The following is a 22,940-nucleotide window of genomic DNA, read 5'->3' as shown; positions in this document are numbered from 1 at the left end:
TACACGGAACGGCCGGGGCCGATCGACGGAAATACGACCCGTCGACCGGCCCCGACTGTTGAGGTACGGGTCAGCCTCGCGGCTTCTCGCGCATCTCGTACGTCGCGATGACGTCGTCGATCTTGATGTCGTTGAAGTTTCCGAGGTTGATACCGCCCTCGAAACCTTCGCGGATCTCGGTGACGTCGTCCTTGAAGCGGCGCAGCCCGGAGATGTTGAGGCTCTCCGCGATGACCTTGCCGTCGCGAAGCAGGCGCGCCTTGGTGTTGCGCTTGACCTCGCCGGACCGGACCAGCACACCGGCGATGTTGCCCAGCTTGGACGAGCGGAAGATCTCGCGGATCTCCGCCGTACCGAGCTCGACCTCTTCGTACTCCGGCTTGAGCATGCCCTTGAGGGCCGCTTCGATCTCTTCGATCGCCTGGTAGATGACCGAGTAGTACCGGACGTCCACACCTTCGCGGTCGGCCATCTGCTCGGCACGCCCTGCGGCGCGCACGTTGAAGCCGATCACGATGGCGTCGGAGCCGGTCGCCAGGTTGATGTCCGACTCGGTGACCGCACCCACACCTCGGTGCAGGATCCGGATGTCGACCTCTTCACCGACGTCGAGCTGGAGCAGCGAGGACTCAAGAGCCTCCACCGAACCGGACGCGTCGCCCTTGATGATGAGGTTGAGTTCCTGGACCAGACCGGCCTTGAGCGCCTCGTCCAGGTTCTCCAGGGAGAACCGGACACCCTTGCGGGCGAAGTTGGCGTTGCGCTCACGAGCGGCACGCTTCTCGGCGATCTGACGGGCCGTACGGTCCTCGTCGACCACCAGGAGGTTGTCGCCGGCACCCGGGACGTTGGTGAGACCCAGGACCAGGACGGGGGTCGAGGGACCCGCTTCCTGGACGTTCTGACCGTTGTCGTCGAGCATCGCCCGGACACGGCCGTACGCGTCGCCGACCACCACGGTGTCGCCGATGCGCAGCGTGCCGCGCTGCACCAGGACGGTCGAGACGGCACCGCGGCCACGGTCGAGGTGGGACTCGATCGCAATACCCTGAGCGTCCTGCTCCGGGTTGGCCCGCAGGTCGAGCGAGGCGTCGGCGGTGAGGACGACGGCCTCCAGAAGAGCCTCGATGTTGAGGCCCTGCTTGGCGGAGATGTCGACGAACATCGTGTCGCCGCCGTACTCCTCCGCCACCAGACCGAATTCGGTGAGCTGACCGCGCACCTTGGTCGGGTCCGCGCCCTCGACGTCGATCTTGTTGACCGCGACCACGATCGGCACGTCGGCCGCCTTGGCGTGGTTCAGCGCCTCGATCGTCTGGGGCATCACACCGTCGTTCGCCGCCACCACGAGGATCGCGATGTCGGTGGACTTCGCACCACGTGCACGCATGGCGGTGAACGCCTCGTGACCCGGGGTGTCGATGAAGGTGATGCGGCGGTCCTCGCCGTTGACCTCGGCGCCGACCTGGTAGGCACCGATGTGCTGCGTGATTCCGCCGGCCTCGCCCGCGACGACGTTCGTCTTGCGGATCGCGTCCAGCAGCCGGGTCTTACCGTGGTCGACGTGACCCATGACGGTCACGACCGGCGGACGGGAGACCAGGGCCTCTTCGCCGCCCTCGTCCTCGCCGAACTCGATGTCGAAGGACTCCAGCAGCTCGCGGTCCTCCTCCTCGGGGCTGACGATCTCCAGGACGAAGTTCATCTCGTCCGCGAGGAGCTTCAGCGTCTCGTCCGGGACGGACTGCGTGGCAGTGACCATCTCGCCGAGGTTCATCATCACGCCGACGAGCGAAGCCGGGTTCGCGTTGATCTTCTCCGCGAAGTCCGTGAGCGAAGCACCGCGGGACAGCCGGACAGCCTGCCCGTTGCCGCGGGGCAGCATGACGCCGCCCACCGACGGGGCCTGCATCGACTCGTACTCCTGGCGCCTCTGCCGCTTCGACTTGCGGCCACGACGCGCGGGACCACCGGGACGGCCGAAGGCACCCTGTGTGCCACCACGGGCACCGGGACCACCGGGGCGGCCACCGAAGCCGGGACGACCGCCGAAGCCGCCGCCACCACCGGGACGGCCTGCGCCGCCACCGCCACCGGGACGACCGGCGAAACCGCCGCCACCGCCACCGGGACCGGCCGGACGGCCTGCGAAGCCGCCGCCACCGGGACGGCCCGCGCCGCCACCGCCGCCGGGACGACCGCCGCCGCCACCGGGACCACGGCCACCGCCGGGGCCACCGCCGGGACGCGGGCCGGCAGCGGGACGCTGCGGCATCATGCCCGGGTTGGGACGGTTACCGCCGGCGCCGGGGGCGCCGCCGGGACGAGGAGCCTGCGGGCGCGGCATGCCGCCCGGAGACGGACGCGCGCCGCCCTGACCCTGGCCCTGCGGGCGCGGGGCGCCGCCGGGGCCGCCCTGCGGACGCGGGGCGCCGGGGCGCTCCGAGCCGCCACCGGGACGCGGGGCGCCGCCGGGACGGGGCGACTGCGGACGGGCCATGCCCGTCGAGCCACCGGAGGTGAACGGGTTGTTGCCCGGACGGGGACCCGCCGGACGTGCGCCGGGGCGCGGGGCGCCCTGGCCTGCGGGACGCGCCGGACGGTCGCCACCACGGCCACCGTCGCGGCCGCCGTCACGCTGACCACCCTCGCGGCCACCGTCACGCTGACCGGCGGCCGGAGCCGGACGGGCAGGGCGGGGACCCGGGGTGGCACCCGCGGGACGCGGGGACTGCTGCTGCGGTGCGGCCGGCTGTGCCGGGGCCGGGGCCGAGAACTCGGCCGCGGGCACCGGGGTGACCGGGGCGGGCTTCGCGGGTGCGGGCTTGGGGCCCGGACGCGGGCCCGCCGACGGCGTGGAGGCCGCAGCGGGGGTGCTGCTCGGGGCCTCGGCGGCGGCCGGCTTGGCAGCCGGTACGCCGGGCTTCGGGGCAGCGGGACGTGCCGCAGCGGCCGGGGAGGGCGCTGCGGGCTTCGAGGGGGCGGCCTTGCGGGGCGCGCCAGGCTTTGCAGCGGACTTGCCGGCGTTGCCACCGGGACCCTGCAGTGCGTCAGTCAACTTGCGTACAACCGGCGCCTCGATCGTCGAGGACGCCGAACGTACGAACTCACCGAGTTCCTGGAGCTTGGCCATGACGACCTTGCTCTCAACTCCGAACTCCTTGGCGAGTTCGTATACCCGGACCTTAGCCACTTCGCTCCTTTTAGGTCCGGGTTACCGCCGGACCGTCGCTACTTCATGGGCGTACTCATCGCGTACTCATCGAGTGCTCATCGCAATCTCGACCTACTTCCAACTCGCGAGGTACCTGACCGTACGGGGACCCGTGCCGTTCAATTTCCTGTTCCTACGGTGTCGCCCGTTCGACGAACCGCTGTACCGCTGCGGCGTCGAACGGCCCCTTGGCCTTGAAGGCCCGGGGGAATGCCCGGCGGCGGACCGCCAGGTCGAGACAGACAGATACGGGGTGTACATATGCACCCCGGCCGGGCAGCGTACCGCGAGGGTCGGGGACGCAGGCGCCTCCGTCCGCCACGATGCGCAGCAGCTCGCTCTTGGCCGCTCGCTCCCGGCAACCCACACAGGTTCGCTCAGGGCAAGCGCGGGCGTGCGTCCGGCCAGACACGTTTAAGTCTACCTCCCCGTACCGACCTCACCTGTTTGGGGCAACGATCGAACGGATGTTGTCGTGATCTCAGCGGAATGTCGACGAGATCTATTCCTTGGCGGCCTGCTCCGGACGGGCCTCGGCGCACTCCGTACCGCGCCCCGGCCCGTCGCTGGATCAGTTGCGCTCGGCGCGCTCCCGGGCCCGCTCGGCCCGCTCCCGGTCGGCCACATCGCGCTCGGCGTCGGTCTCGGTGTCCGGACGGATGTCGATGCGCCAGCCGGTGAGGCGGGCGGCGAGACGGGCATTCTGGCCCTCTTTGCCGATCGCCAGCGAGAGCTGGTAGTCGGGCACCGTGACCCGGGCGGAACGTGCGCCGAGGTCCACGACCTCGACCTCGCTGACCCGGGCGGGCGACAGCGCGTTGGCGACCATCTCGGCCGGGTCGTCCGACCAGTCCACGATGTCGATCTTCTCGCCGAGCAGCTCGGCCATGACATTGCGCACCCGGCCGCCCATCGGGCCGATGCAGGCGCCCTTGGCGTTGAGGCCGGAACGGGTGGAGCGGACCGCGATCTTGGTGCGGTGGCCGGCCTCGCGGGCGATCGCGCAGATCTCGACGGAACCGTCCGCGATCTCCGGGACCTCAAGCGCGAAGAGCTTCTTCACCAGGTTGGGGTGGGTCCGGGACAGCGTCACCGACGGACCGCGCACGCCCTTGGCCACCCGTACGACATAGGTGCGCAGCCGCAGCCCGTGGGTGTACTCCTCGCCGGGCACCTGCTCCTGCACCGGCAGGATGGCCTCCAGCTTGCCGATGTCGACCAGGACGTTCTTCGGGTCCTTGCCCTGCTGGACGACGCCGGTGACGACATCGCCCTCGTGGCCCGCGTACTCACCGAACGTGCGGTCGTCCTCCGCGTCGCGCAGCCGCTGCAGGATGACCTGCTTGGCGGTGGTCGCGGCGATCCGGCCGAAGCCCGACGGGGTGTCGTCGAACTCCTTGGGCTCCTGGCCCTCCTCCAGATCGGCCGGGTCCTCCTTGGCCCACACCGTCACATGGCCGCGCTCGTCCAGCTCCACGCGCGCCCTGCGGTGGCTGCCGTCCGTGCGGTGGTACGCGATGAGGAGGGCCGACTCGATCGCCTCGACGAGCACGTCGAACGGGATCTCCTTGTCCTGCGCCAAGCCCTTCAGAAGCTTCACATCGATGTCCACGGCTACGCCTCCTCTTCCTTCTTGTCCTTGCGGTTGAATTCCAGCTCCACGCGCGCCTTGGCGATCTCGTCGAAGGAGATCCGGCGGGACGTGGGCTTGCGGCCCTTGACGCCCGGTACCTCAAGATCGAGGCCCTCTTCGTCGACCGCGAGAACGCGGGCCACCAGCTCGCCGCCCTCGTTCAGGGTCAGCCTGGCCAGGCGGCCGGTGTTGCGTACGTAGTGGCGGTGCTCCGTCAGCGGGCGGTCGGCACCGGGAGAGCTGACCTCCAGGACGTACTCTTCCTCGCCCATCGCGTCGGTCTCGTCGAGCTTCTCGGAGATCGCGCGGCTCAGATCCGCGCAGGCGTCGAGCTCCACGCCCTCTTCGGAGTCCACGATGATCCGCAGCACCCGGCGGCGGCCGGCCCGGGACACTTCGATCTCTTCCAGATCCAGCTGCTCGGCGCTGACGAGCGGTTCTACCAGCCCGCGCAGCCTCTCGCTCTGGGTGGTGCTCATCCGGGTGACTCCTCGGCCGCGTGTGCTGTTGTGTGGATCGTCGCGTGTCTGGGTCAAAGGGTATCCGGTCCCAAGGGGTGTTGCCGTCCGCCGGCCCCGCGAGCGCGGGTACGCTCGCCTGCGGTGATCACTTCCGGACACATCCGGTCAAGACAGGTCCAGCCCGAAGGAGAACAGGTGCGGCGCACGGGGACGACGCGCAGGGGCGCGCTCACCGCGACGGGAGCGATCGCCATGGGGGCGGTGCTGGCCGGCTGCGGAGACGGTGCGGAGGACGGGGGCGGCGGCCGGAAGGGTTCCGCGCACGCCGACGCCCGGACCGCCTCCGCCACCGCGGTCAAGGCGGAGACGTCGCTGCGGAAGAAGGCCGTCGGCGTATCCACGTCCCTGCTGGGGCAGTACGAGAATGTGCTCGCCGCCCATCCGGCGACCTCGGCCGGGCTCACCCCGCTGCGCGACGCCGTACGTGCCCACGTCACGGCCCTCGCGCCGGCCGGCAAGGCCTCGCTCGAATTCGTCCGGACCCGGCCCGCCGGCAGCCCCCCGGAGGCCGTCAAGGCACTGGCGGCCGCCGAGCGCCGGGCCGCGGCCTCGTACACGGAGGCCCTCATGGACGCGCCCCCCGAGCTGGCCCGGCTGCTCGCCTCCGTCGCGGGGGCCGCCTCTGCGCACTCCTACCTGCTGACCGGACTGGCCAAGGAGACGAAGGCGTGAGCGACGAGGACGAGGCGACCCTCAAGGCCGCACAGGCGGCGCTGGCCGCGGAACACGCCGCGGTGTACGGCTACGGGGTGGCGGGCGGCCGGGTCGCCGCGGGCCGCCGCGCCGAGGCCACCGCCGCGCACCACGCCCACCGGGCCCGCCGCGACGCGCTGGTGCGCACGGTGCGCGGCCTGGGCGGTGAACCGGTGGCGGCGGACCCCGCGTACGCTCTGCCGTTCGCGGTGCCGGGCCCGGCCGAGGCGGTGCGGCTCGCCGCCGTGCTGGAGGACCGGGTGGCGGACGTCTACTCCGACCTCGTACGGGCTGCCGAGGGGCCGCTGCGGCGGGATGCCGCGGACGCGCTGCGGGAGGCCGCGGTGCGCGCGGTGCGCTGGCGGGGCAGCGGCGTACCCTTTCCCGGGCTCGTCGAGCGGGCCGCCGACGGTTCCCGCAAGGACGGCGCCGGTGAGAAGGACGAGGCGACGGGTGCCGACGCGAAGACCGGGTCGGACGCGAAGGGCCGGACCGGCACGACGCGCTGAAGCAGGCTCTGAAAGGGAACACAGCACGTATGGGTTTTGAACCGCCGCAGCGTCTGGTGCGAGCGCTCGGCGAGTCGTACGGGGATACGGCCGCCGGGGAATGGCTCGCGGAGCTTCCCGCCCTGACCGGCCAGGCGCTGGACCGGTCAGGGCGGGAGCTGTCCGTGGACCGGGTCGCCGCCCCGGGCGGGCGCAGCAGCCTGGTCCTGCTGGTGCGGGGCGCCGACGGCGCTCCGGCGGCGCTGAAGATCTCTCCGTCGGGGGCCGCGCCCGAGCTCGAAAGGGCGGCGCTGGCGCACTGGAACGGCTGGGGCGCGGTCCAGCTGATCGCACCGGGTGAGGAGCTGCTCCCCGGGGACCCCGGCGCCGGCGCCCTGTTGCTGGAGCGGCTGCACCCCGAGGTGTCGCTGCGTTCGCTGCCGGAGGCGAAGGCCCTGCTGGAGGCGGCGGGCACGGTACGGCGGCTGTGGGTCGAGCCGCCCGCCGGGCACGCCTTCGAGACGGTCGCGGAGCGGACCGCGCGGCGGACCGCTCCGATGCTGGCGGCCGCGGAGGCGGAGCCGGACCTTGAGCCGCTGGTCTCCGCAGCCCTGGCGGCACGCCGGGAACTGGTCGACGGCTCCCCCGAAACCCTGCTGCTCCACGGCAACTTCCGGCAGAGCAAGGTGCTCTCCGGTGAGCGCGCGCCCTGGCTGACGGTCGGGCCGGAGCCGCTGGTCGGTGAGCGGGCCTACGATCTGGCACGGCTGGTGCGGGACCGGGTGGAGGATCTGATCGCCTCGCCCGGCGGCGCGATGACCGCCCGGCGCAGGATCAAGCGGCTCGCGGAGTCCCTGGACGTGGACCGCGAGCGGCTGCACGGCTGGACGCTGTTCCGCGCGGTGGAGTCCGGCACCCGGGCGCTGGCCGCCGGCCGCCGCCAGGAGGGCGAAGTGACGCTGGAGTTCGCGGGCTGGCTGTAGCGGGGGCCCTGCGGGGCCGGGTCAGCTGGTGTTGGTCGCCCCGCTCCGGGGCGCGGGGTTCCGTCCTCAAGTGCCGGACGGGCTTGGTTTGGTGCGGGTTTCCCGTGGGGGTGCGCCTTTTGCCGGTGGGTGGGGGGCGGTGCCCCTCCGGGGCGTCTCCTCAGAAACTGGCGTGGCAACCGGAACCGTTGCGGGGGCCGGGTAGTACGCCATTTTCCTGCGGGGACGCCCCTGCACGGCCCCACCCGACGCCACAGTGCGTCTGCGGCCCGGTGACGCCACCGGTGGAAGAACCGGGGCGCAGACGCATGGCGGCCGGGTCCGGGGGCGTGCAGGGGAGTCCCCGCAGGACGACGAACAGATACCCGGGTCCGCTGCGTCGGGCTGGAAACGTTCGTCGTTCGAGGAGACGCCCCGGAGGGACCCCGGACCCCCACCCACAAGCGCAGGCGCACCCCGCGGGGCTCGGCGCCCACACCAAGCCCGTCCGGCGATTGAGGACAGAAGCCCGCGCCCCGGACGAGCGGCAGCCCCGTGTGGCTCGACGCCCGCACCCCCGTCCCGCCGGGGCCACCCCCACCGCCGACCGGGCCAGCCGAAACACGGCGACCCGGCCCCGACGGGGTCCCTCAGGCGAGGTCGGAGAGGCGGGCGATCGCCTCCTCGACGGTGAGTTCCTCGCGCTCGCCGGTGCGGCGGTCCTTCAGCTCCAGGACGCCTTCGGCCGAGCGGCGGCCGGCGACCAGGATCTTCGGGACGCCGATCAGCTCGGAGTCGGTGAACTTGACGCCGGGCGAGACGCCCGCGCGGTCGTCGACCAGTACGCGCAGACCGGCCGCGCCCAGCTTCTCGGAGACGTCGAGGGCCAGCTCGGTCTGGAGCGCCTTGCCGGCGGCGACCACGTGCACATCGGCCGGGGCGATCTCACGGGGCCAGCACAGGCCCTTGTCGTCAGCGGTCTGCTCGGCGAGGGCGGCCACCGCGCGGGAGACGCCGATGCCGTACGAGCCCATCGTGACGCGGACGGGCTTGCCCTGCTGGCCGAGGACGTCGAGGGAGAAGATGTCGGCGTACTTGCGGCCCAGCTGGAAGATGTGGCCGATCTCGATGGCACGGTCCACCTGGAGGCCGGTGCCGCACTTGGGGCAGGGGTCGCCCGCCTCGACGACGACGACGTCGAGGTAGTCGTCGACCTCGAAGTCGCGGCCCGCGACGACGTTCTTCGCGTGCTTGCCGTCCTTGTTGGCGCCGGTGATCCAGGCGGTGCCGGCGGCGATGCGGGGGTCAGCGATGTAGCGGACCTTCTCCAGGCCCTGCGGTCCGACGTAGCCGCGTACCAGGTCGGGGCGGCCGACGAAGTCCTCCGCGGTGACGAGCTCGACGACGGCGGGGGCCAGGTGCTCGCCGAGCTTGCCGAGGTCGACCTCACGGTCACCGGGCACGCCCACGGCGACGATCTCGCCGTCGACCTTCACCAGGAGGTTCTTCAGGGTGGCGGAGGCAGGGACGCCGAGGTGGGCGGCGAGGGTCTCGATGGTCGGGGTGTCGGGGGTGTCCAGCTCCTCGACTCCGCCGACGGCGGAGGCGTCGCCCGGGGTGGCGTTGAAGGTCACGGCCTCGGTGTTGGCCGCGTAGTCGCAGTTCGGGCAGTCGACGAAGGTGTCCTCACCGGCCGGGGCGGGGGCGAGGAACTCCTCGGAGGCGGAGCCGCCCATGGCGCCGGAGACGGCGGAGACGATGCGGTGGTCGAGGCCGAGCCGCTCGAAGATCCGGATGTAGGCGCCGCGGTGCAGCTGGTACGCCTCCGCCAGACCCTCGTCCGTGGTGTCGAAGGAGTACGAGTCCTTCATCTGGAACTCGCGGCCGCGCAGCACACCGGCGCGGGGGCGGGCCTCGTCGCGGTACTTGGTCTGGATCTGGTAGAGGATCACCGGCAGGTCCTTGTAGGACGAGCACATGTCCTTGACGACCTGGGTGAAGATCTCCTCGTGGGTGGGGCCGAGGAGGTAGTCGGCGCCCTTGCGGTCCTGGAGGCGGAAGAGCAGGTCGCCGTACTCGTCGTAGCGGCCGCTCGCCTCGTACGCCTCCTTGGGGAGCAGCGCGGGGAGCAGCACCTCCTGTCCGCCGATGGCGTCCATCTCCTCGCGGACGACGCGGCTGACGTTTTCGAGGACCTTCTTGCCGAGCGGCAGCCATGACCAGATGCCTGCGGCGGTGCGACGTACGTATCCGGCCCGGACGAGCAGCTTGTGGTTGAGCGTCTCGGCGTCCGCCGGGTCGTCGCGCAGTGTCTTGATCATCAATCGGGACATGCGCTGGACCTGGGCCATGGTGAACTCCTGCTCGGAAGGGTGATGGCCCCGAGGTTAGCCGGGCGGCCCGCGCGGGCGGAAATCGATTCGTCAGCGGCGGCGCAGTGGGAGCGGTGCTCCCATGACCGCGTACGGCTTGGGAGCGCTGGGGAAGAGCACCTGCCGGGCCAGGTCCTGGTAGCCGAGCGAGCGGTACAGGCCGCGGGCCGGGCTCTCCGTGTCGATCGCGGAGAGGATGGAGCGGGGCTGGTCCACGGCGTCGGTGACGGTGGTGATCAGGGCGCGGCCGATCCCCCGGTTCTGGAACTCCGGGTGGACGTGCAGCTCGGTGATCACGAAGGAGTCGTCGAGCCAGTGCGCGGAGCCGGTGGCGCGCAGACAGGGCTCGACGACGGTGGACCACCAGTGGCCGCGTTCGTTCGGCATTCCGTAGACGAAGCCGACGAGCCGGTCGTCGGGGGTCAGGGCGCCCAGCGCGCGGGCGTGGGGGTGGTCGAGGTGTCTGAGGACGATGTGGCGGCGTACTTCGATCTCGTCGGGGCCGAGGCCGAAGGCGACGGCCTGGACGGCGAGCGCCTCGTCCACGCGTGCGGCGAGATCGACCGGTGCGATCCGGACGCTGGGTGTGTGGGGGCCGCCCCCGGAAGCTGCTGCCATGGACAGACCCTACTGTCCGGCGCGGCGGGCGGGGTACGGACCGGTGAGGGAAGGTGGCTGTACCGGCCGCGGGGTCAGAACAGCACGCTCATGAACGAGCCGACCTCGCGGAAGCCGATCCGGCTGTACGACTTGCGCGCGGGGGTGTTGTAGTCGTTGACGTACAGGCTGACGATGGGCGCGACCTCGGTCAGCGCGTGGCGCAGGACGGCCGCCATACCGGTCTCCGAGTAGCCGAGGCCGCGGGATTCGGGGGCCACCCAGACGCCCTGGATCTGGCAGGCCTGCGGGGTGGTGGCACCGATCTCGGCCTTGAAGACGACTTTGCCGTCCTCTATCCGGGCGAAGGAGCGGCCGGCGGCGATGAGCTCCGCGACGCGGGCCTGGTAGAGGAGTCCGCCGTCGCCGGCGAGCGGGGAGACGCCGACCTCCTCGGTGAACATGGCGACGCAGGCGGGCATCAGGATGTCCATCTCGTCCTTGCGGACGCGGCGGACCTGCCGGTCGGGCGCCACCTCGGCGGAGGGGCTGTCCGCGACCATGAGCGGCTGGTTGGCCCGGACCTCGCGGGCGGGGCCCCAGCCCGGTTCGAGCAGCCGCCACAGCTGTGCGGTGGGCTCTGCGGGGCCGACGATCGAGGAGCAGCGGCGCCCCGCCCTGCGGGCCCGGTCCGCGAAGGCCCTGACGGCTTCGGGTCCGGCGCAGATGGGGACGAGGTTGGCCCCGGAGTAGCAGAGGGAGCGCAGCCGCCCGTTGGCGTACCAGCCCCACATCTCGCCGCCGAGGCGCCATGGGTCGAGGCCCGCGATCTGGACCCGGGAGGTCACGAAGGCGTTGGCTACGGGTTCGCTCTCCAGCACCGCGAGGGCGGCGCCGAGGTCGCTGGGTTCGAGGACCCGAGTGGTGGTCTGCGTCAACACGAGGGGGCCTCACCATGCGGTCTGCTGATTTCCGCACTGTACCGAAAGAGCCCGTGGGGCGCCGCTCGTGGCCCTGAACAGCTTCTGCGGAAGGCGGTGAGCTCGCTCACGGACAGCGCCCCGCGGAGGTGCCTCCGCGGGGCGCTGTCCGTGGCTGTCATGGGCTCAGCTGATGGAGACCTCGGGCTCGCCGGAGGCGATGCCGTCCTTCTCCATCTGCTCCGCGATCTTGAGGGCTTCCTCGATGAGGGTCTCGACGATCTTCGACTCGGGCACCGTCTTGATGATCTCGCCCTTGACGAAGATCTGGCCCTTGCCGTTGCCGGAGGCGACGCCGAGGTCGGCCTCGCGGGCCTCACCGGGGCCGTTGACGACGCAGCCCATCACGGCGACCCGCAGCGGCACCTCCATGCCCTCCAGACCGGCGGTGACCTGGTCCGCGAGCTTGTACACGTCCACCTGGGCGCGACCGCACGACGGGCAGGACACGATCTCAAGGCGCCGCTGCTTGAGGTTCAGCGACTCCAGGATCTGGAGCCCGACCTTGACCTCCTCCGCGGGCGGCGCGGACAGCGAGACGCGGATCGTGTCACCGATGCCCTCGCTCAGCAGCGCGCCGAAGGCCACGGCGGACTTGATGGTGCCCTGGAACGCGGGTCCGGCCTCTGTGACGCCGAGGTGGAGCGGGTAGTCGCTCTGCGCGGCGAGCTGGCGGTAGGCGTTGACCATCACGACCGGGTCGTTGTGCTTGACCGAGATCTTGATGTCGCGGAAGCCGTGCTCCTCGAAGAGGGACGCCTCCCACAGGGCCGACTCGACCAGTGCCTCCGGGGTCGCCTTGCCGTACTTCTTCAGCAGCCGCGCGTCCAGCGAACCGGCGTTCACACCGATCCGGATCGGGGTCCCGGCGTCCTTGGCGGCCCGCGCGATCTCCTTCACCTTGTCGTCGAACTGCTTGATGTTGCCGGGGTTCACCCGCACCGCCGCGCAGCCGGCGTCGATCGCCGCGAACACGTACTTCGGCTGGAAGTGGATGTCCGCGATCACCGGGATCTGCGACTTCGAGGCGATCGTCTTGAGCGCGTCGGCGTCGTCCTGGGTCGGGCACGCCACCCGCACGATCTGACAGCCGGAGGCCGTCAGCTCCGCGATCTGCTGCAGCGTCGCGCCGATGTCGGACGTGCGTGTCGTCGTCATCGACTGCACGGAGACCGGCGCGTCCCCGCCGACCGCCACCGACCCGACCTGGATCTTGCGGCTGACCCGCCGTACGGCGAGCTGGGTCGGAACGGTAGGCATTCCGAGAGAAATCGCAGTCATGCGCTGAGCATCCCCAAGGTTTGGATCAACGTCCCGAGATCGGCGGGCTCCGACCTTCGAGGTTACGGCACCGAGGACAACATGAGGCACACGGCGTCCGGCGTCCGCACAAAATGTGGGCCACCGGACGCATCACGCGCATCCGCCGTCACTCGGGATACATCGGGTGCGTCCGTCGCGCCGGTCAGGTGATCTTGACCGGATTGACGACGTCGGCCACCAGGACGAGCAGCGTGAAGCAGATGAACACCCCGGCGACCACGTAGGCGACGGGCATCAGCTTGGCCACGTCGAAGGGGCCCGGGTCGGGCCGCTTGAAGACGCGCGCCGCGTTCCGGCGCAGGGCCTCCCACAGGGCTCCCGCGATGTGACCGCCGTCCAGCGGCAGCAGCGGCAGCATGTTGAAGAGGAACAGTGAGAGGTTGAAGCCGGCCAGCAGGAACAGCATCATCGCGATCTGGTTCTGCGCCGGCACGTCCAGCGTCATCACCTCGCCGCCGATCCGGGCCGCGCCGACGACGCCCACCGGGGAGTCGTCCGCGCGCTCGCCGCCGTCGAAGGCCGCGTTCCAGAGGGCGGGGATCTTGGACGGCAGGGCGACGATCGAGTCGACGCCGTTCTCGAACATGTCGCCCATGCGGACGACCGAGTCACCGAAGGAGAGCGGGATGATCTTCGTCTGCGCGGCGAATCCGAGGTAGCCGGCGGAGACGAACTTGCCGGGGATCACCTCGCCGTCGGAGTCCTTCTTCGCCACCGCGTTCTTCTTGAGCACGGCGTGCAGGGTCTGCTCCTGGCCGTCCCGCTGGACCGTGATGGTGGCGGGGCCGATCGTGTCGCGGATCCTGTCGGAGAGCACGGACCACTCGTCGACCGGCCGGCCGTTGAACGCGACGATCTTGTCGCCCTCCCGGAGCCCGGCCGCCTGGGCGGGCGAGACCGGGTCGGACGACTTGCAGGTCTCGCGCTTCTCGCTCTGGGAGATCACGCACTTCTGGACGCCGGCGACCTCGGTCGTCTGGGTCTGGAAACCGAAGGTCATGGCCACGCCGAGGAAGATCGCGACGGCCAGGACCAGGTTCATGAAGGGTCCGGCGAACATGACGATCACGCGCTTCCACGGCTTGCGCGTGTAGAAGAGGCGCTTCTCGTCGCCCGGCTCCAGCTCCTCGAAGGCGGCGGATCTGGCGTCCTCGATCATGCCGCGCCACGGTGACGTGGAGCGTGCCTCGATCCGGCCGTCGGGTCCCGGCGGGAACATCCCGATCATGCGGATGTAGCCGCCGGCCGGGATGGCCTTGAACCCGTACTCCGTGTCGCCCTTCTTGCGCGACCAGATCGTCGGGCCGAAGCCGACCATGTACTGGGGTACCCGGATGCCGAAGAGCTTGGCGGTCGAGAGGTGTCCCAGCTCGTGCCAGGCGATGGAGAAGAGCAGTCCGACGACGAAGACGGCGATACCCAGAACGGTCAACAGGACCGACGTCATACTCATGCGCGCGCCTCCGCTGCGGCCTCGGCCGAGAGTTCCCGGGCCCGGGTCCGCGCCCAGGCCTCCGCTTCAAGGACGTCCGCGACGGTCAGTGAAGTTCCCGTCGGGGGTGTTCCGTGTTCGGCCACCACCGCGGTGACGGTGTCCATGATGCCGTTGAACGCGAGGCGTCCGGACAGGAACGCGTCCACGCACTCCTCGTTGGCCGCGTTGAACACCGCCGGGGCGGTGCCGCCCAGGGTGCCCACGTGCCGGGCGAGGCCGACGGACGGGAACGCCTCGGTGTCCAGCGGGAAGAACTCCCAGGACGAGGCCTTCGACCAGTCGAAGGCGGGGGCGGCGTCGGGGACGCGCTGCGGCCAGCCGAGGCCGATGGCGATCGGTCCGCCCATGTCGGGCGGGGTGGCCTGGGCGAGGGTCGAGCCGTCGGCGAACTCCACCATGGAGTGGACGTAGGACTGGGGGTGGACCACGACCTCGATCCGGTCGAAGGGGATGTCGTAGAGGAGATGCGCCTCGATGACCTCCAGCCCCTTGTTGACCAGGGTCGCGGAGTTGATCGTGATGACCGGGCCCATGGCCCAGGTCGGGTGCGCGAGCGCCTGCTCCCTCGTGACGTCCGCCAGCTCGCTCCTGGTGCGGCCGCGGAACGGGCCGCCGGACGCGGTGACCACGAGCTTGCGCACATCGCCGCGCTTGCCGGCCGCCAGCGCCTGGAAGAGGGCGGCGTGCTCGGAGTCGACCGGGATGATCTGGCCCGGCGCGGCCAGCGCCTTGACCAGCGGACCGCCGACGATCAGCGACTCCTTGTTGGCGAGGGCCAGCGTGCGGCCCGCCCTGAGCGCGGCCAGTGTGGGCGCCAGGCCGATCGAGCCGGTGATCCCGTTGAGCACGGTGTGGCAGTCACTGGCGGCGAGCTCGGTGGCCGCGTCCGGACCGGCGAGGACCTCCGGGAGCGGCTCCGCGCTTCCGTACTCCTGCCGCAGCGCCTCGCGCAGGGCGGGGACCGCTTCGGGGGCGGCGACCGCGACCGTACGCACCCGCAGGCGGCGGGCCTGTGCGGCGAGGAGGGCGACCCGGCCGCCCGCCGCCGAAAGCGCGGTGACCCGGAAGCGGTCGGGATTGCGCAGCACCAGGTCGATGGCCTGGGTGCCGATGGACCCGGTGGAGCCGAGGATGACGAGATCCCGGCGGCCTTCCACGGCGTCGAAGACGAGGTGCGGGTCTGCTAGGGGGGCAGGGCTGTCGCTCATGCCCCCCATTGTTGCCGCATCCACCGGGTGCGTGGACACAGCTTCCGTCACACCGTGGCCGCCGGTGCCCATTCGCCGGCTCCCGTCGTCGGTCGTGCTCCGGTCGTGCCGGGTGCCGGCGGTTCTCAGAAGTGCGTGGTCACGCCGAACTCCGCGCGCAGCCGGGCCATGTCGTGGAGGTCGGCCGGGCCGGGTTCGTACCCCTGGTGGAACTCGATCTGCTGCCGCACCGAGATGCAGCGCACCCGCGTCCCGCCGATGGTGCCGGTGACGAAGCACTCCGCCGGGTAGCGGAAGGGCTCCTGCGGGTCAAGCGAGGACTGGAGGGCCGAGCCGTCGGGGGCGAACCGCAGAGGGTGCAGGTCGATTTCGGGCCCGGAGGGGTGGCTGAGGACGAACCGGGCGGGGCGCCAGTCGAGCGTCTCCGCGTAGCCGACGGCCGTCAGGGCGGCGATCAGGGCGGGTTCCTGTTCCTCGCGGTGCAGCAGGTCGAGGTCCCGGTGGCCGCGGGTCTCCGCGCCGATCAGGGCGTCGATCCCCCAGCCGCCGGCGATCACCACATCCGTACCGGCCGCGCGGAGCACCGACAGGACGGACAGCACCTCGGTGGCGGACATCATGGCCGGGAGCCTATGCGCGTCCGTCCGTCGGCTCACGCCCTTTTCTCGATGCCCTTCGCGAACGCGGCAAACTCCTCGTGGAAGCGGGGGTACGTCTTGCGTACGCAGCCGGGGTCGTCGTAGGTGAGGCCCGGCGTACGCAGTCCCGCCACGGCGAAGGACATGACGATGCGGTGATCGCCGTGGGTGGCGATCTCGGTTGCGCGCGGGGTGCCGGGCAGGATCTCGATCCAGTCGGGGCCGGTCGCGACGGTGATGCCCATCCGCCGCAGGTTCCCGGCGCACGCCTCCAGCCGGTCGCACTCCTTGACCCGGGTGTTGCCGACGTCCTCGATGCGTACCGGCCCCGAGGCGTACGGAGCGATCGCGGCCAGCGTCGGCATGGTGTCGGAGATGTCGCGCATGTTGACGGTGAGGCCGTGGAGCGTGCCGGTGGAGCGGACCGTGGTGGATTCGGCGGTGGTGCGCACCTGAGCGCCCATCCTCCGTAGCACGGCGGCGAATGCCAGATCACCCTGGAGGTCGTCCGTGCCGAGGCCGGGGACGGTGACCTCGCCGCCCGTGAGGGCCGCGGCGGCGAAGAAGTAGCTCGCGGTGGAGGCGTCCGGCTCGATCGCGTAGCTGGTGGCCCGGTAGCCGCCGGGCGGCACGGTGAAGATGTTGCCGCTGGGGCCGCCCCGGGTGACCTCGACGCCGAAGCTCCGCATCATCGCCAGGGTGATCTCGATGTAGGGCGCGGAGACCAGTTCCGTGACGGTGATCCGCAGTCCGGTCTCCGTCAGCGGCCCGAGCATCAGGAGCGCGGTGAGGTACTGGCTGGACTGCCCGGCGTCCAGGGTCAGTTCGCCGCCCTTGATGCCCGCGGCCCTGATCCGCAGCGGGTGGTGGCCCTCGGCCGCCTCGTGGTGGAGGTCGACGCCGAGGGAGCGCAGCGCCTCGGTGAGCGGGGCGAGGGGGCGGCGGCGCATCTGGGCGGAGGCGTCGAAGCGGTAGCTGCCGCTCGCACCGGCCGCTGCGAGGGTGGGCAGGAAGCGGGCCGTGGTCGCTCCGTCGCGGCAGTAGATGTCGGCGTCGGTGGCGGCGGGTCCGGAGGGCCGGCCCTCGATCCGCCACCGGTCCGGTTCCCGGTCCACCCGGTAGCCGAGGCCGGTGAGCCCTTGCGCGAAGCCTTCGGTGTCGTCCGAGCTCAGCGGACGTACCAGGGTGCTGGTGCCGTTCGCGGCGGCGGCCAGGAACAGGGCGCGCGCGGTGACGGACTTGGAACCGGGGACGTGGATGACGGTCACGGGCCCCCATCCTGCCGTGCCGCGCGCACGGCGGCGGGGCGCGTCCAGCGAGTGGACGCGCCCCGCCGGTCCGGCGTCAGGCGCTCAGCGGATGGGCCGGTGCACGTTGTCCCGGGTGGAGGGGCCGGGGGTGGCGTCGGCGATCCACGGGCCTTCGCCGCTCGGGTCGATGATGCCCTCCTCCAGCCAGGTGTACGTGCCCGACAGGACGCCCTCGACGACGCGCCGGTCCAGCTCGTCGGTGTTGGACCAGAGCCGGGTGAAGAGTTCCTCGACCCGGACGCGGGACTGGTGGCAGAAGGCGTCCGCGAGCTGGTAGGCCTCGCGGCCGTGGTCGTCGCCGGTGCGCAGGAGTTCGGCCCGGACGCAGGCGGCGCTCATCGCGAAGAGTTCCGCGCCGATATCGACGATCCGGCCGAGGAAGCCCTGTTTGGTCTCCATCCGGCCCTGCCAGCGCGACATGGCGTAGAAGGTGGAGCGGGCCAGCTTGCGGGAGGAGCGTTCGACGTAGCGCAGGTGGCCGGAGAGGTCGGCGTGGCCGGCCGGGTTGAACTCCGGGTAGGTGCCGGGGAGCTGTCCGGGTCCGGCGACGAGCTTGGGCAGCCAGCGGGCGTAGAAGCCGGCGGCGTTGGCGCCCGCCTTCGCCTTGGCGGAGAGCGGCTTGTCGGGGTCGATGATGTCCCCGGCGACCTTCAGGTGGGCGTCGACCGCCTCGCGGGCGATCAGCAGGTGCATGATCTCCGTCGAGCCCTCGAAGATCCGGTTGATGCGCATGTCCCGGAGCATCTGCTCGGCGGGGACGGCCCGTTCGCCTCTGGCGGCGAGGGACTCCGCCGTCTCGAAGCCTCGGCCGCCGCGGATCTGGACGAGCTCGTCGGCCATCAGGCAGCCCATCTCGGAGCCCAGCAGCTTGGCGAGCGCGGCTTCGATCCGGATGTCGTTGCGGTCCTCGTCGGCCATCTGGGAGGCGAGGTCGACGACCGCTTCGAGGGCGAAGGTGGTCGCGGCGATGAAGGAGATCTTCGAGCCGACCGCCTCGTGCCGGGCGACCGGCCTGCCCCACTGCTCGCGGACCGCCGACCACTCGCGGGCGATCTTCAGGCACCACTTTCCGGAGCCGACGCACATCGCGGGGAGCGAGAGCCGTCCGGTGTTGAGGGTGGTGAGCGCGATCTTGAGCCCGGCGCCCTCCGGTCCGATGCGGTTCGCGGCGGGGACGCGCACCTGGTGGAAGCGGGTGACGCCGTTCTCCAGGCCGCGCAGGCCCATGAAGGCGTTGCGGTGCTCCACGGTGATGCCCGGGGAGTCCGCCTCGACCACGAAGGCGGTGATGCCGCCCTTGTGGCCCTCGGACTTCGGTACCCGGGCCATGACGACGAGGAGGTCCGCGACGACCCCGTTGGTCGTCCACAGCTTCACCCCGTCGAGCACGTAGTCGGGGCCGTCCGGTACGGCGGAGGTGGCGAGGCGGGCCGGGTCGGAGCCGACGTCCGGTTCGGTCAGCAGGAACGCCGAGATGTCGGTACGGGCCAGCCGGGGCAGGAAGGTGTCCTTCTGCTCCTGGCTGCCGAAGGTCTTCAGCGGCTGGGGCACGCCGATGGACTGGTGGGCGGAGAGCAGGGCGCCGATCGCCGGGCTGGCGGAGCCGACCAGGGCGAGGGCCTTGTTGTAGTACACCTGGGTCAGGCCCAGACCGCCGTACTTCACGTCGATCTTCATGCCCAGCGCGCCGAGTTCCTTGAGGCCGTTGACCACCTCGTCGGGGATCCTGGCCTCGCGCTCGATGAGGGCGCCGTCGACCCTGCTGTCGCAGAACTCGCGCAGCCGGGCGAGGAACTCCTCGCCGCGCCGGACGTCCTCGCCGGCCGGCAGCGGATGCGGATGGATCAGGTCCAGGCGGAAGCGGCCCAGGAAGAGTTCCTTGGCGAAACTGGGTTTGTGCCAGTCCCGTTCACGCGCGTCCTCTGCCACCTGGCGCGCCTCGCGCTCCGAGACCTTGGGGGTGTGCTGTCGCGCGGAGGGCCGTTGTGCGGATGGTGCGGACATGAGGAGCTCACCTCGCCGCTTCGTCGGGAGTCTTCTACTCGTCTATGGGTCTACTCGTCCGTATGTACCTGATTCCGGCCGGTGCCACCATCGTCGGGACGCCGATCGGGTCGCCCGCCACTCAAGTGCCCCGGCCCGCTGGCGGAAAACCGGAACGGCCGGAGCCCCCGCACAGTGGGCTCCGGCCATTCGGTTACGGCCCCTGCGGGCCGCGGGACTACAGGGCGAGGCCGGTGAGGACCAGGACCCGCTCGTAGGTGTAGTCGTCCATCGCGTACCGGACGCCCTCGCGGCCGGTGCCGGACTGCTTGGTGCCGCCGTACGGCATCTGGTCGGCGCGGTACGAGGGGACGTCGCCGATGATCACGCCGCCGACCTCAAGGGCGCGGTGGGCGCGGAAGGCGGTCTGCAGGTCGTGGGTGAAGACGCCCGCCTGGAGACCGTACTTGGAGGAGTTGACGGAGGCGAACGCCTCGGCTTCGCCGTCCACCTTCTGTACCGAGAGCACCGGTCCGAAGACCTCCTCGCAGGAGAGGCTGACGCCGTCGGGGAGGTCGGTGAGGACGGTCGGCGCGTAGGTCGCCCCGTCCCGCCCGCCGCCGGTGAGCAGCTTGCCGCCGGCCTGTACGGCCTCGTCGACCCAGGATTCGACGCGCTTGGCCGCGTCCTCGTTGACCAGCGGGCCGACGTCGGTGGCGGCGTCGGACGGGTCACCGGTGACCTGGGCCTCCACGGCCGCGACGATCTTCGGGAGCAGCCGGTCGTAGACCGCGGCGTCCGCGATGACGCGCTGTACGGAGATGCAGGACTGGCCGCCCTGGTAGTTGGAGAAGGTCGCGATGCGGGTCGCGGCCCAGTCCAGGTCGGCCTCCGAGGCGTAGTCGGCGAGGACGACCGCCGCGCCGTTGCCGCCGAGCTCCAGGGTGCAGTGCTTGCGCGGCACCGAGTCCATGATCGAGTAGCCGACCTGGGCGGAGCCGGTGAACGAGATCACGGGCAGCCGCTCGTCCTGGACGAGGGCGGGCATCCGGTCGTTGGGGACCGTCAGGACGGACCAGGAACCGGCCGGCAGCTCGGTCTCGGCCAGCAGCTCGCCCAGGATCAGCGACGAGACCGGGGTGGCCGGGGCGGGCTTCAGGATGATCGGGGCGCCGACGGCGATGGCCGGGGCGACCTTGTGGGCGCTGAGGTTCAGCGGGAAGTTGAACGGTGCGATGCCCAGGACCGTGCCGCGCGGGAAGCGGCGGGTGAGTCCGAGCCGGCCGGTGCCGCCGGCGTCGGTGTCCAGGCGCTGGGCCTCGCCGCCGTTGAAGCGGCGGGCCTCCTCAGAGGCGAACCGGAACACCGAGACGGCTCGGCCGACCTCGCCGCGCGCCCACTTGACGGGCTTGCCGTTCTCGGCGGAGATCAGCTGGGCGATCTCCTCCGTGCGCTCGGTGAGGCGGCGGGCGACGTGGTCGAGTGCGGCGGCGCGGACGTGGGCCGGGGTGGCGGCGAACTCGTCGCGCACGGCGTGGGCGGCGGCCACCGCCTCCTCGACCTGGGCCTCTGTGGGCACGGCGACGGTGCCGACGAGGCGGCCGTCCCAAGGGCTGGTGACGTCGAAGGTCTCTTCGCCGGTGGCCTCGCGGCCGGCCAGCCAGAAGGCGTGGGTGGAGGTCATGGAGGTTCCGGCCCTTCGATGTCGTGGGGTGTTCCGTCCCCACCGTAGGGGCGCGCCGTCCGCCTGGCGTTTGTCCGGCGTGGAGCAGAGGCGACCCGGCGTGCGCCTGTTTGTCGCAGGTGGACCGGTGTCTCTACGGCGTCGTCGGCGGGCTGGTGACCTTGAGGGCCAGCCAGAGTTCCATCCGGCTGTCCGGATCGTCCAGCGAACGGCCGAGGATCTCCTCCACCCGCCGCATCCGGTAGCGCAGGGTGTGCCGGTGCACCCCCAGGTCCGCCGCGGCGGCGTCCCACTGGCCGTGGTGGGAGAGCCAGGCCCGCAGCGAGGCGACCAGATCGCCGCGGCCCTTGGTGTCGTGTTCGTACAGGGCGCGGAGCATGGCGTCCGCGAAGGCGCGCACCGCGTCGTCGGCGAGCAGCGGGAGCACGGAGCCGGTCGCCAGCTCCTCGTGCTCGACCAGCGCCCTGCCCCGTCGGCGGGCCACGGAGAGGGCCTGCTCCGCCTGCTTGTACGCGGCCGAGACGGCGATCGGGCCCGCGGGGGCGGAAAGGCCGACGACGACGTGGCTGTCGTCCGCCGGTTCGTGCGCCGGGCGTTCCTCCTGGGTCTCGGCGTAGGCGGTGCAGGCGGCGACCGCGGCGCCGCCGTCGGCGGCCAGCACGACGAGGCGTTCCCCCTCGGGCACCATCAGGACGGTCTCGCCCGACCGGGAGGCCGCGGTCTCCATCGCCTCGGCCAGCTGCGCCGTGGTCGAGGATTCGGACGCCTCCGCGATGAGCAACCGGAACGGCGCGTCGAGCAGCCCGCCGTAGAGGTCTCCGGCGACGGCGCGCGCGTGGTCGGGCTGGCCGGCGAGGAGCATGCGCAGCACCGCGGCGCCGAGTCGCTGTTCCGCGCCCTGGAGCGAGCGGGAGCGGGCGGTGATGAGGGTGAGCAGGGCGACCGCCGAGTTCACTGCGTACCGTTCCGCGGTGCCGAGGGCGGCCCCGGTGCCGACGGCGAGCGCGCCGCGGGCCCGGCGTCCGGTGCCCAGGGACTGGAGCTCGACCCGGTCGTCGCTGCCGCCGACGACCACGCTGGCGGGGGCCGGGCGGTCCCGCAGGCGTTCCACGTCGGGGGTGAGTCGGGCGGCGCGGCGGGCGGCCCAGTCGGGGGCGGCCGCCACGACGGCCCCGGCGGCGTCGTACAGCGCGGCCCAGCCGTCGACGTGGGCGGCGAGCCTGGTGAGGAGTTCGCCGGGGCCGTCCCCTGCGAGCGCCGCCCTGGTGAGTTCGCGCTGCGCCTCGAAACCGGCGGTGACGGCCCGGTACTGGTCGGCGGCGATCTCCGAGGAGACGGCCTTGGCGATGGCGATGAACGGGGTGCGGCGGGGCACTTCGAGGAGCGGCAGCCCCGCTTCCTCCGCGGCCTCGATCAGTGCCCCCGGCACCTCGTCGTAGTTGACGCCGACGGCGAAGCCCACGCCGACGACCCCGGATCCGGCCAGCCGTCGCACGTAGCGCCGCATGCCCTCCGGGCTCGCCGCGTCGAGGTTGGTCGCGGTGACCAGCAGCAGCTCGCCGCCCTCCATGTAGCGGACGGGGTCGGCCAGCTCACTGGCGTGCGCCCAGCGCACGGGCGTGTCGAGCCGGTCCGCCCCCGCACGGACCGTGAGTCTGAGCGCCGAGTGCTGGACGAGCGAGGCGAGCGTGGGCGGCATGGGACGGGCGACCTTTGAGAGGGGGCGTCTGGGCGGGGCGCCTGAGAGGGGCGTCGATTGCGCCGTCGCGTATGAACGACTCCCATCGATTCTGCCAGGGCGGCAGGGTTCCCGTAACCGCTGCCGCCTCTCCCGTACCG

Annotated in this window: 18 protein-coding genes; 3 read left to right on the top strand and 15 right to left on the bottom strand. The window is 71.7% G+C overall.

Annotated features, from left to right (window positions below):
* Positions 1–70: 70 nt before the first annotated feature.
* The 4 genes from infB to rimP form a co-directional block, all read right to left on the bottom strand.
* Entirely contained in the window at positions 71–3,193 is a 3,123-nt protein-coding gene (gene infB / locus ACZ601_RS33660) for a translation initiation factor IF-2 (protein ID WP_469545023.1), read from the bottom strand.
* Positions 3,194–3,347: 154 nt separating this feature from the next.
* The gene (locus ACZ601_RS33655) at positions 3,348–3,626 is read right to left on the bottom strand and encodes a YlxR family protein (protein WP_469545021.1); all 279 of its coding nucleotides are present in this window, start codon (positions 3,624–3,626) and stop codon (positions 3,348–3,350) included.
* 159 nt (positions 3,627–3,785) lie between these two features.
* Positions 3,786–4,826, bottom strand: a complete 1,041-nt coding sequence (gene nusA, locus ACZ601_RS33650) for a transcription termination factor NusA (protein WP_073739165.1) — start codon at positions 4,824–4,826, stop codon at positions 3,786–3,788.
* 2 nt (positions 4,827–4,828) lie between these two features.
* The gene (rimP, locus tag ACZ601_RS33645) at positions 4,829–5,326 is read right to left on the bottom strand and encodes a ribosome maturation factor RimP (RefSeq protein ID WP_469545018.1); all 498 of its coding nucleotides are present in this window, start codon (positions 5,324–5,326) and stop codon (positions 4,829–4,831) included.
* Positions 5,327–5,503: 177 nt separating this feature from the next.
* On the opposite strand from rimP, the gene ACZ601_RS33640 reads away from it, so the two are divergent.
* The 3 genes from ACZ601_RS33640 to ACZ601_RS33630 are packed head-to-tail and all read left to right on the top strand — an operon-like array spanning position 5,504 to position 7,532.
* A complete protein-coding gene (locus ACZ601_RS33640; RefSeq protein ID WP_469545016.1) occupies positions 5,504–6,040 on the top strand; it encodes a hypothetical protein in 537 nt (178 codons plus the stop codon).
* A complete protein-coding gene (locus ACZ601_RS33635) occupies positions 6,037–6,570 on the top strand; it encodes a ferritin-like domain-containing protein (RefSeq protein ID WP_440578917.1) in 534 nt (177 codons plus the stop codon). Before ACZ601_RS33640 ends, ACZ601_RS33635 begins: the two co-directional genes overlap by 4 nt.
* Before the next feature lie 29 nt (positions 6,571–6,599).
* Positions 6,600–7,532, top strand: a complete 933-nt coding sequence (locus ACZ601_RS33630) for an aminoglycoside phosphotransferase family protein (RefSeq protein WP_469545014.1) — start codon at positions 6,600–6,602, stop codon at positions 7,530–7,532.
* A 629-nt stretch (positions 7,533–8,161) separates the two neighbouring features.
* Here the strand turns inward: ACZ601_RS33630 and ACZ601_RS33625 are convergent.
* From ACZ601_RS33625 to ACZ601_RS33575, 11 genes are all read right to left on the bottom strand, one after another.
* Positions 8,162–9,862, bottom strand: coding sequence for a proline--tRNA ligase (locus ACZ601_RS33625; RefSeq protein ID WP_469545013.1), 1,701 nt, complete (start codon positions 9,860–9,862; stop codon positions 8,162–8,164).
* 72 nt (positions 9,863–9,934) lie between these two features.
* Positions 9,935–10,501, bottom strand: coding sequence for a GNAT family N-acetyltransferase (locus ACZ601_RS33620; protein ID WP_440577940.1), 567 nt, complete (start codon positions 10,499–10,501; stop codon positions 9,935–9,937).
* Positions 10,502–10,575: 74 nt separating this feature from the next.
* A complete protein-coding gene (locus ACZ601_RS33615; protein ID WP_440577941.1) occupies positions 10,576–11,421 on the bottom strand; it encodes a GNAT family N-acetyltransferase in 846 nt (281 codons plus the stop codon).
* Positions 11,422–11,586: 165 nt separating this feature from the next.
* Positions 11,587–12,741: a flavodoxin-dependent (E)-4-hydroxy-3-methylbut-2-enyl-diphosphate synthase gene (ispG, locus tag ACZ601_RS33610; protein WP_328865239.1), complete on the bottom strand. Its 1,155-nt coding sequence runs from the start codon at positions 12,739–12,741 to the stop codon at positions 11,587–11,589.
* Positions 12,742–12,925: 184 nt separating this feature from the next.
* On the bottom strand, positions 12,926–14,236 hold the full coding sequence (locus ACZ601_RS33605) for a M50 family metallopeptidase (protein ID WP_440577943.1): 1,311 nt from the start codon (positions 14,234–14,236) through the stop codon (positions 12,926–12,928).
* Complete coding sequence (gene dxr, locus ACZ601_RS33600) at positions 14,233–15,486, bottom strand: 1-deoxy-D-xylulose-5-phosphate reductoisomerase (protein ID WP_469545011.1); 1,254 nt, start codon at positions 15,484–15,486, stop codon at positions 14,233–14,235. The genes ACZ601_RS33605 and dxr overlap by 4 nt, the downstream gene beginning before the upstream one ends.
* A gap of 125 nt (positions 15,487–15,611) precedes the next feature.
* Positions 15,612–16,103, bottom strand: coding sequence for a nucleotidyltransferase domain-containing protein (locus ACZ601_RS33595; RefSeq protein WP_469545055.1), 492 nt, complete (start codon positions 16,101–16,103; stop codon positions 15,612–15,614).
* A 35-nt stretch (positions 16,104–16,138) separates the two neighbouring features.
* Entirely contained in the window at positions 16,139–17,392 is a 1,254-nt protein-coding gene (gene aroA, locus ACZ601_RS33590) for a 3-phosphoshikimate 1-carboxyvinyltransferase (RefSeq protein WP_469545009.1), read from the bottom strand.
* Positions 17,393–17,476: 84 nt separating this feature from the next.
* Positions 17,477–19,438 carry an acyl-CoA dehydrogenase family protein gene (locus ACZ601_RS33585; protein ID WP_469545007.1) on the bottom strand — a complete coding sequence of 654 codons (1,962 nt, stop codon included), beginning with the start codon at positions 19,436–19,438 and terminating at the stop codon, positions 17,477–17,479.
* A 217-nt stretch (positions 19,439–19,655) separates the two neighbouring features.
* Entirely contained in the window at positions 19,656–21,101 is a 1,446-nt protein-coding gene (locus ACZ601_RS33580; RefSeq protein WP_469545005.1) for an aldehyde dehydrogenase family protein, read from the bottom strand.
* 133 nt (positions 21,102–21,234) lie between these two features.
* Positions 21,235–22,800, bottom strand: a complete 1,566-nt coding sequence (locus tag ACZ601_RS33575; RefSeq protein ID WP_469545003.1) for a PucR family transcriptional regulator — start codon at positions 22,798–22,800, stop codon at positions 21,235–21,237.
* Positions 22,801–22,940 lie beyond the last annotated feature (140 nt).

The sequence above is a fragment of the Streptomyces sp. NPDC104307 genome (assembly GCF_055584045.1).
The sequence above is the reverse complement of the archived record's forward strand: the minus strand, read 5'-3'. Positions and strand labels throughout refer to the sequence as shown.

What these genes read in the sequence shown, in the direction of transcription:
- rimP (WP_469545018.1), bottom strand. Translation starts at nt 5,326, where the DNA reads ATGAGCACCACCCAGAGCGAGAGGCTGCGCGGGCTGGTAGAACCGCTC.
- ACZ601_RS33630 (WP_469545014.1), top strand. Translation starts at nt 6,600, where the DNA reads ATGGGTTTTGAACCGCCGCAGCGTCTGGTGCGAGCGCTCGGCGAGTCG.
- ACZ601_RS33625 (WP_469545013.1), bottom strand. Translation starts at nt 9,862, where the DNA reads ATGGCCCAGGTCCAGCGCATGTCCCGATTGATGATCAAGACACTGCGC.
- ACZ601_RS33620 (WP_440577940.1), bottom strand. Translation starts at nt 10,501, where the DNA reads ATGGCAGCAGCTTCCGGGGGCGGCCCCCACACACCCAGCGTCCGGATC.
- ispG (WP_328865239.1), bottom strand. Translation starts at nt 12,741, where the DNA reads ATGACTGCGATTTCTCTCGGAATGCCTACCGTTCCGACCCAGCTCGCC.
- ACZ601_RS33605 (WP_440577943.1), bottom strand. Translation starts at nt 14,236, where the DNA reads ATGAGTATGACGTCGGTCCTGTTGACCGTTCTGGGTATCGCCGTCTTC.
- dxr (WP_469545011.1), bottom strand. Translation starts at nt 15,486, where the DNA reads ATGAGCGACAGCCCTGCCCCCCTAGCAGACCCGCACCTCGTCTTCGAC.
- ACZ601_RS33595 (WP_469545055.1), bottom strand. Translation starts at nt 16,103, where the DNA reads ATGTCCGCCACCGAGGTGCTGTCCGTCCTGTCGGTGCTCCGCGCGGCC.
- ACZ601_RS33585 (WP_469545007.1), bottom strand. Translation starts at nt 19,438, where the DNA reads ATGTCCGCACCATCCGCACAACGGCCCTCCGCGCGACAGCACACCCCC.
- ACZ601_RS33580 (WP_469545005.1), bottom strand. Translation starts at nt 21,101, where the DNA reads ATGACCTCCACCCACGCCTTCTGGCTGGCCGGCCGCGAGGCCACCGGC.
- ACZ601_RS33575 (WP_469545003.1), bottom strand. Translation starts at nt 22,800, where the DNA reads ATGCCGCCCACGCTCGCCTCGCTCGTCCAGCACTCGGCGCTCAGACTC.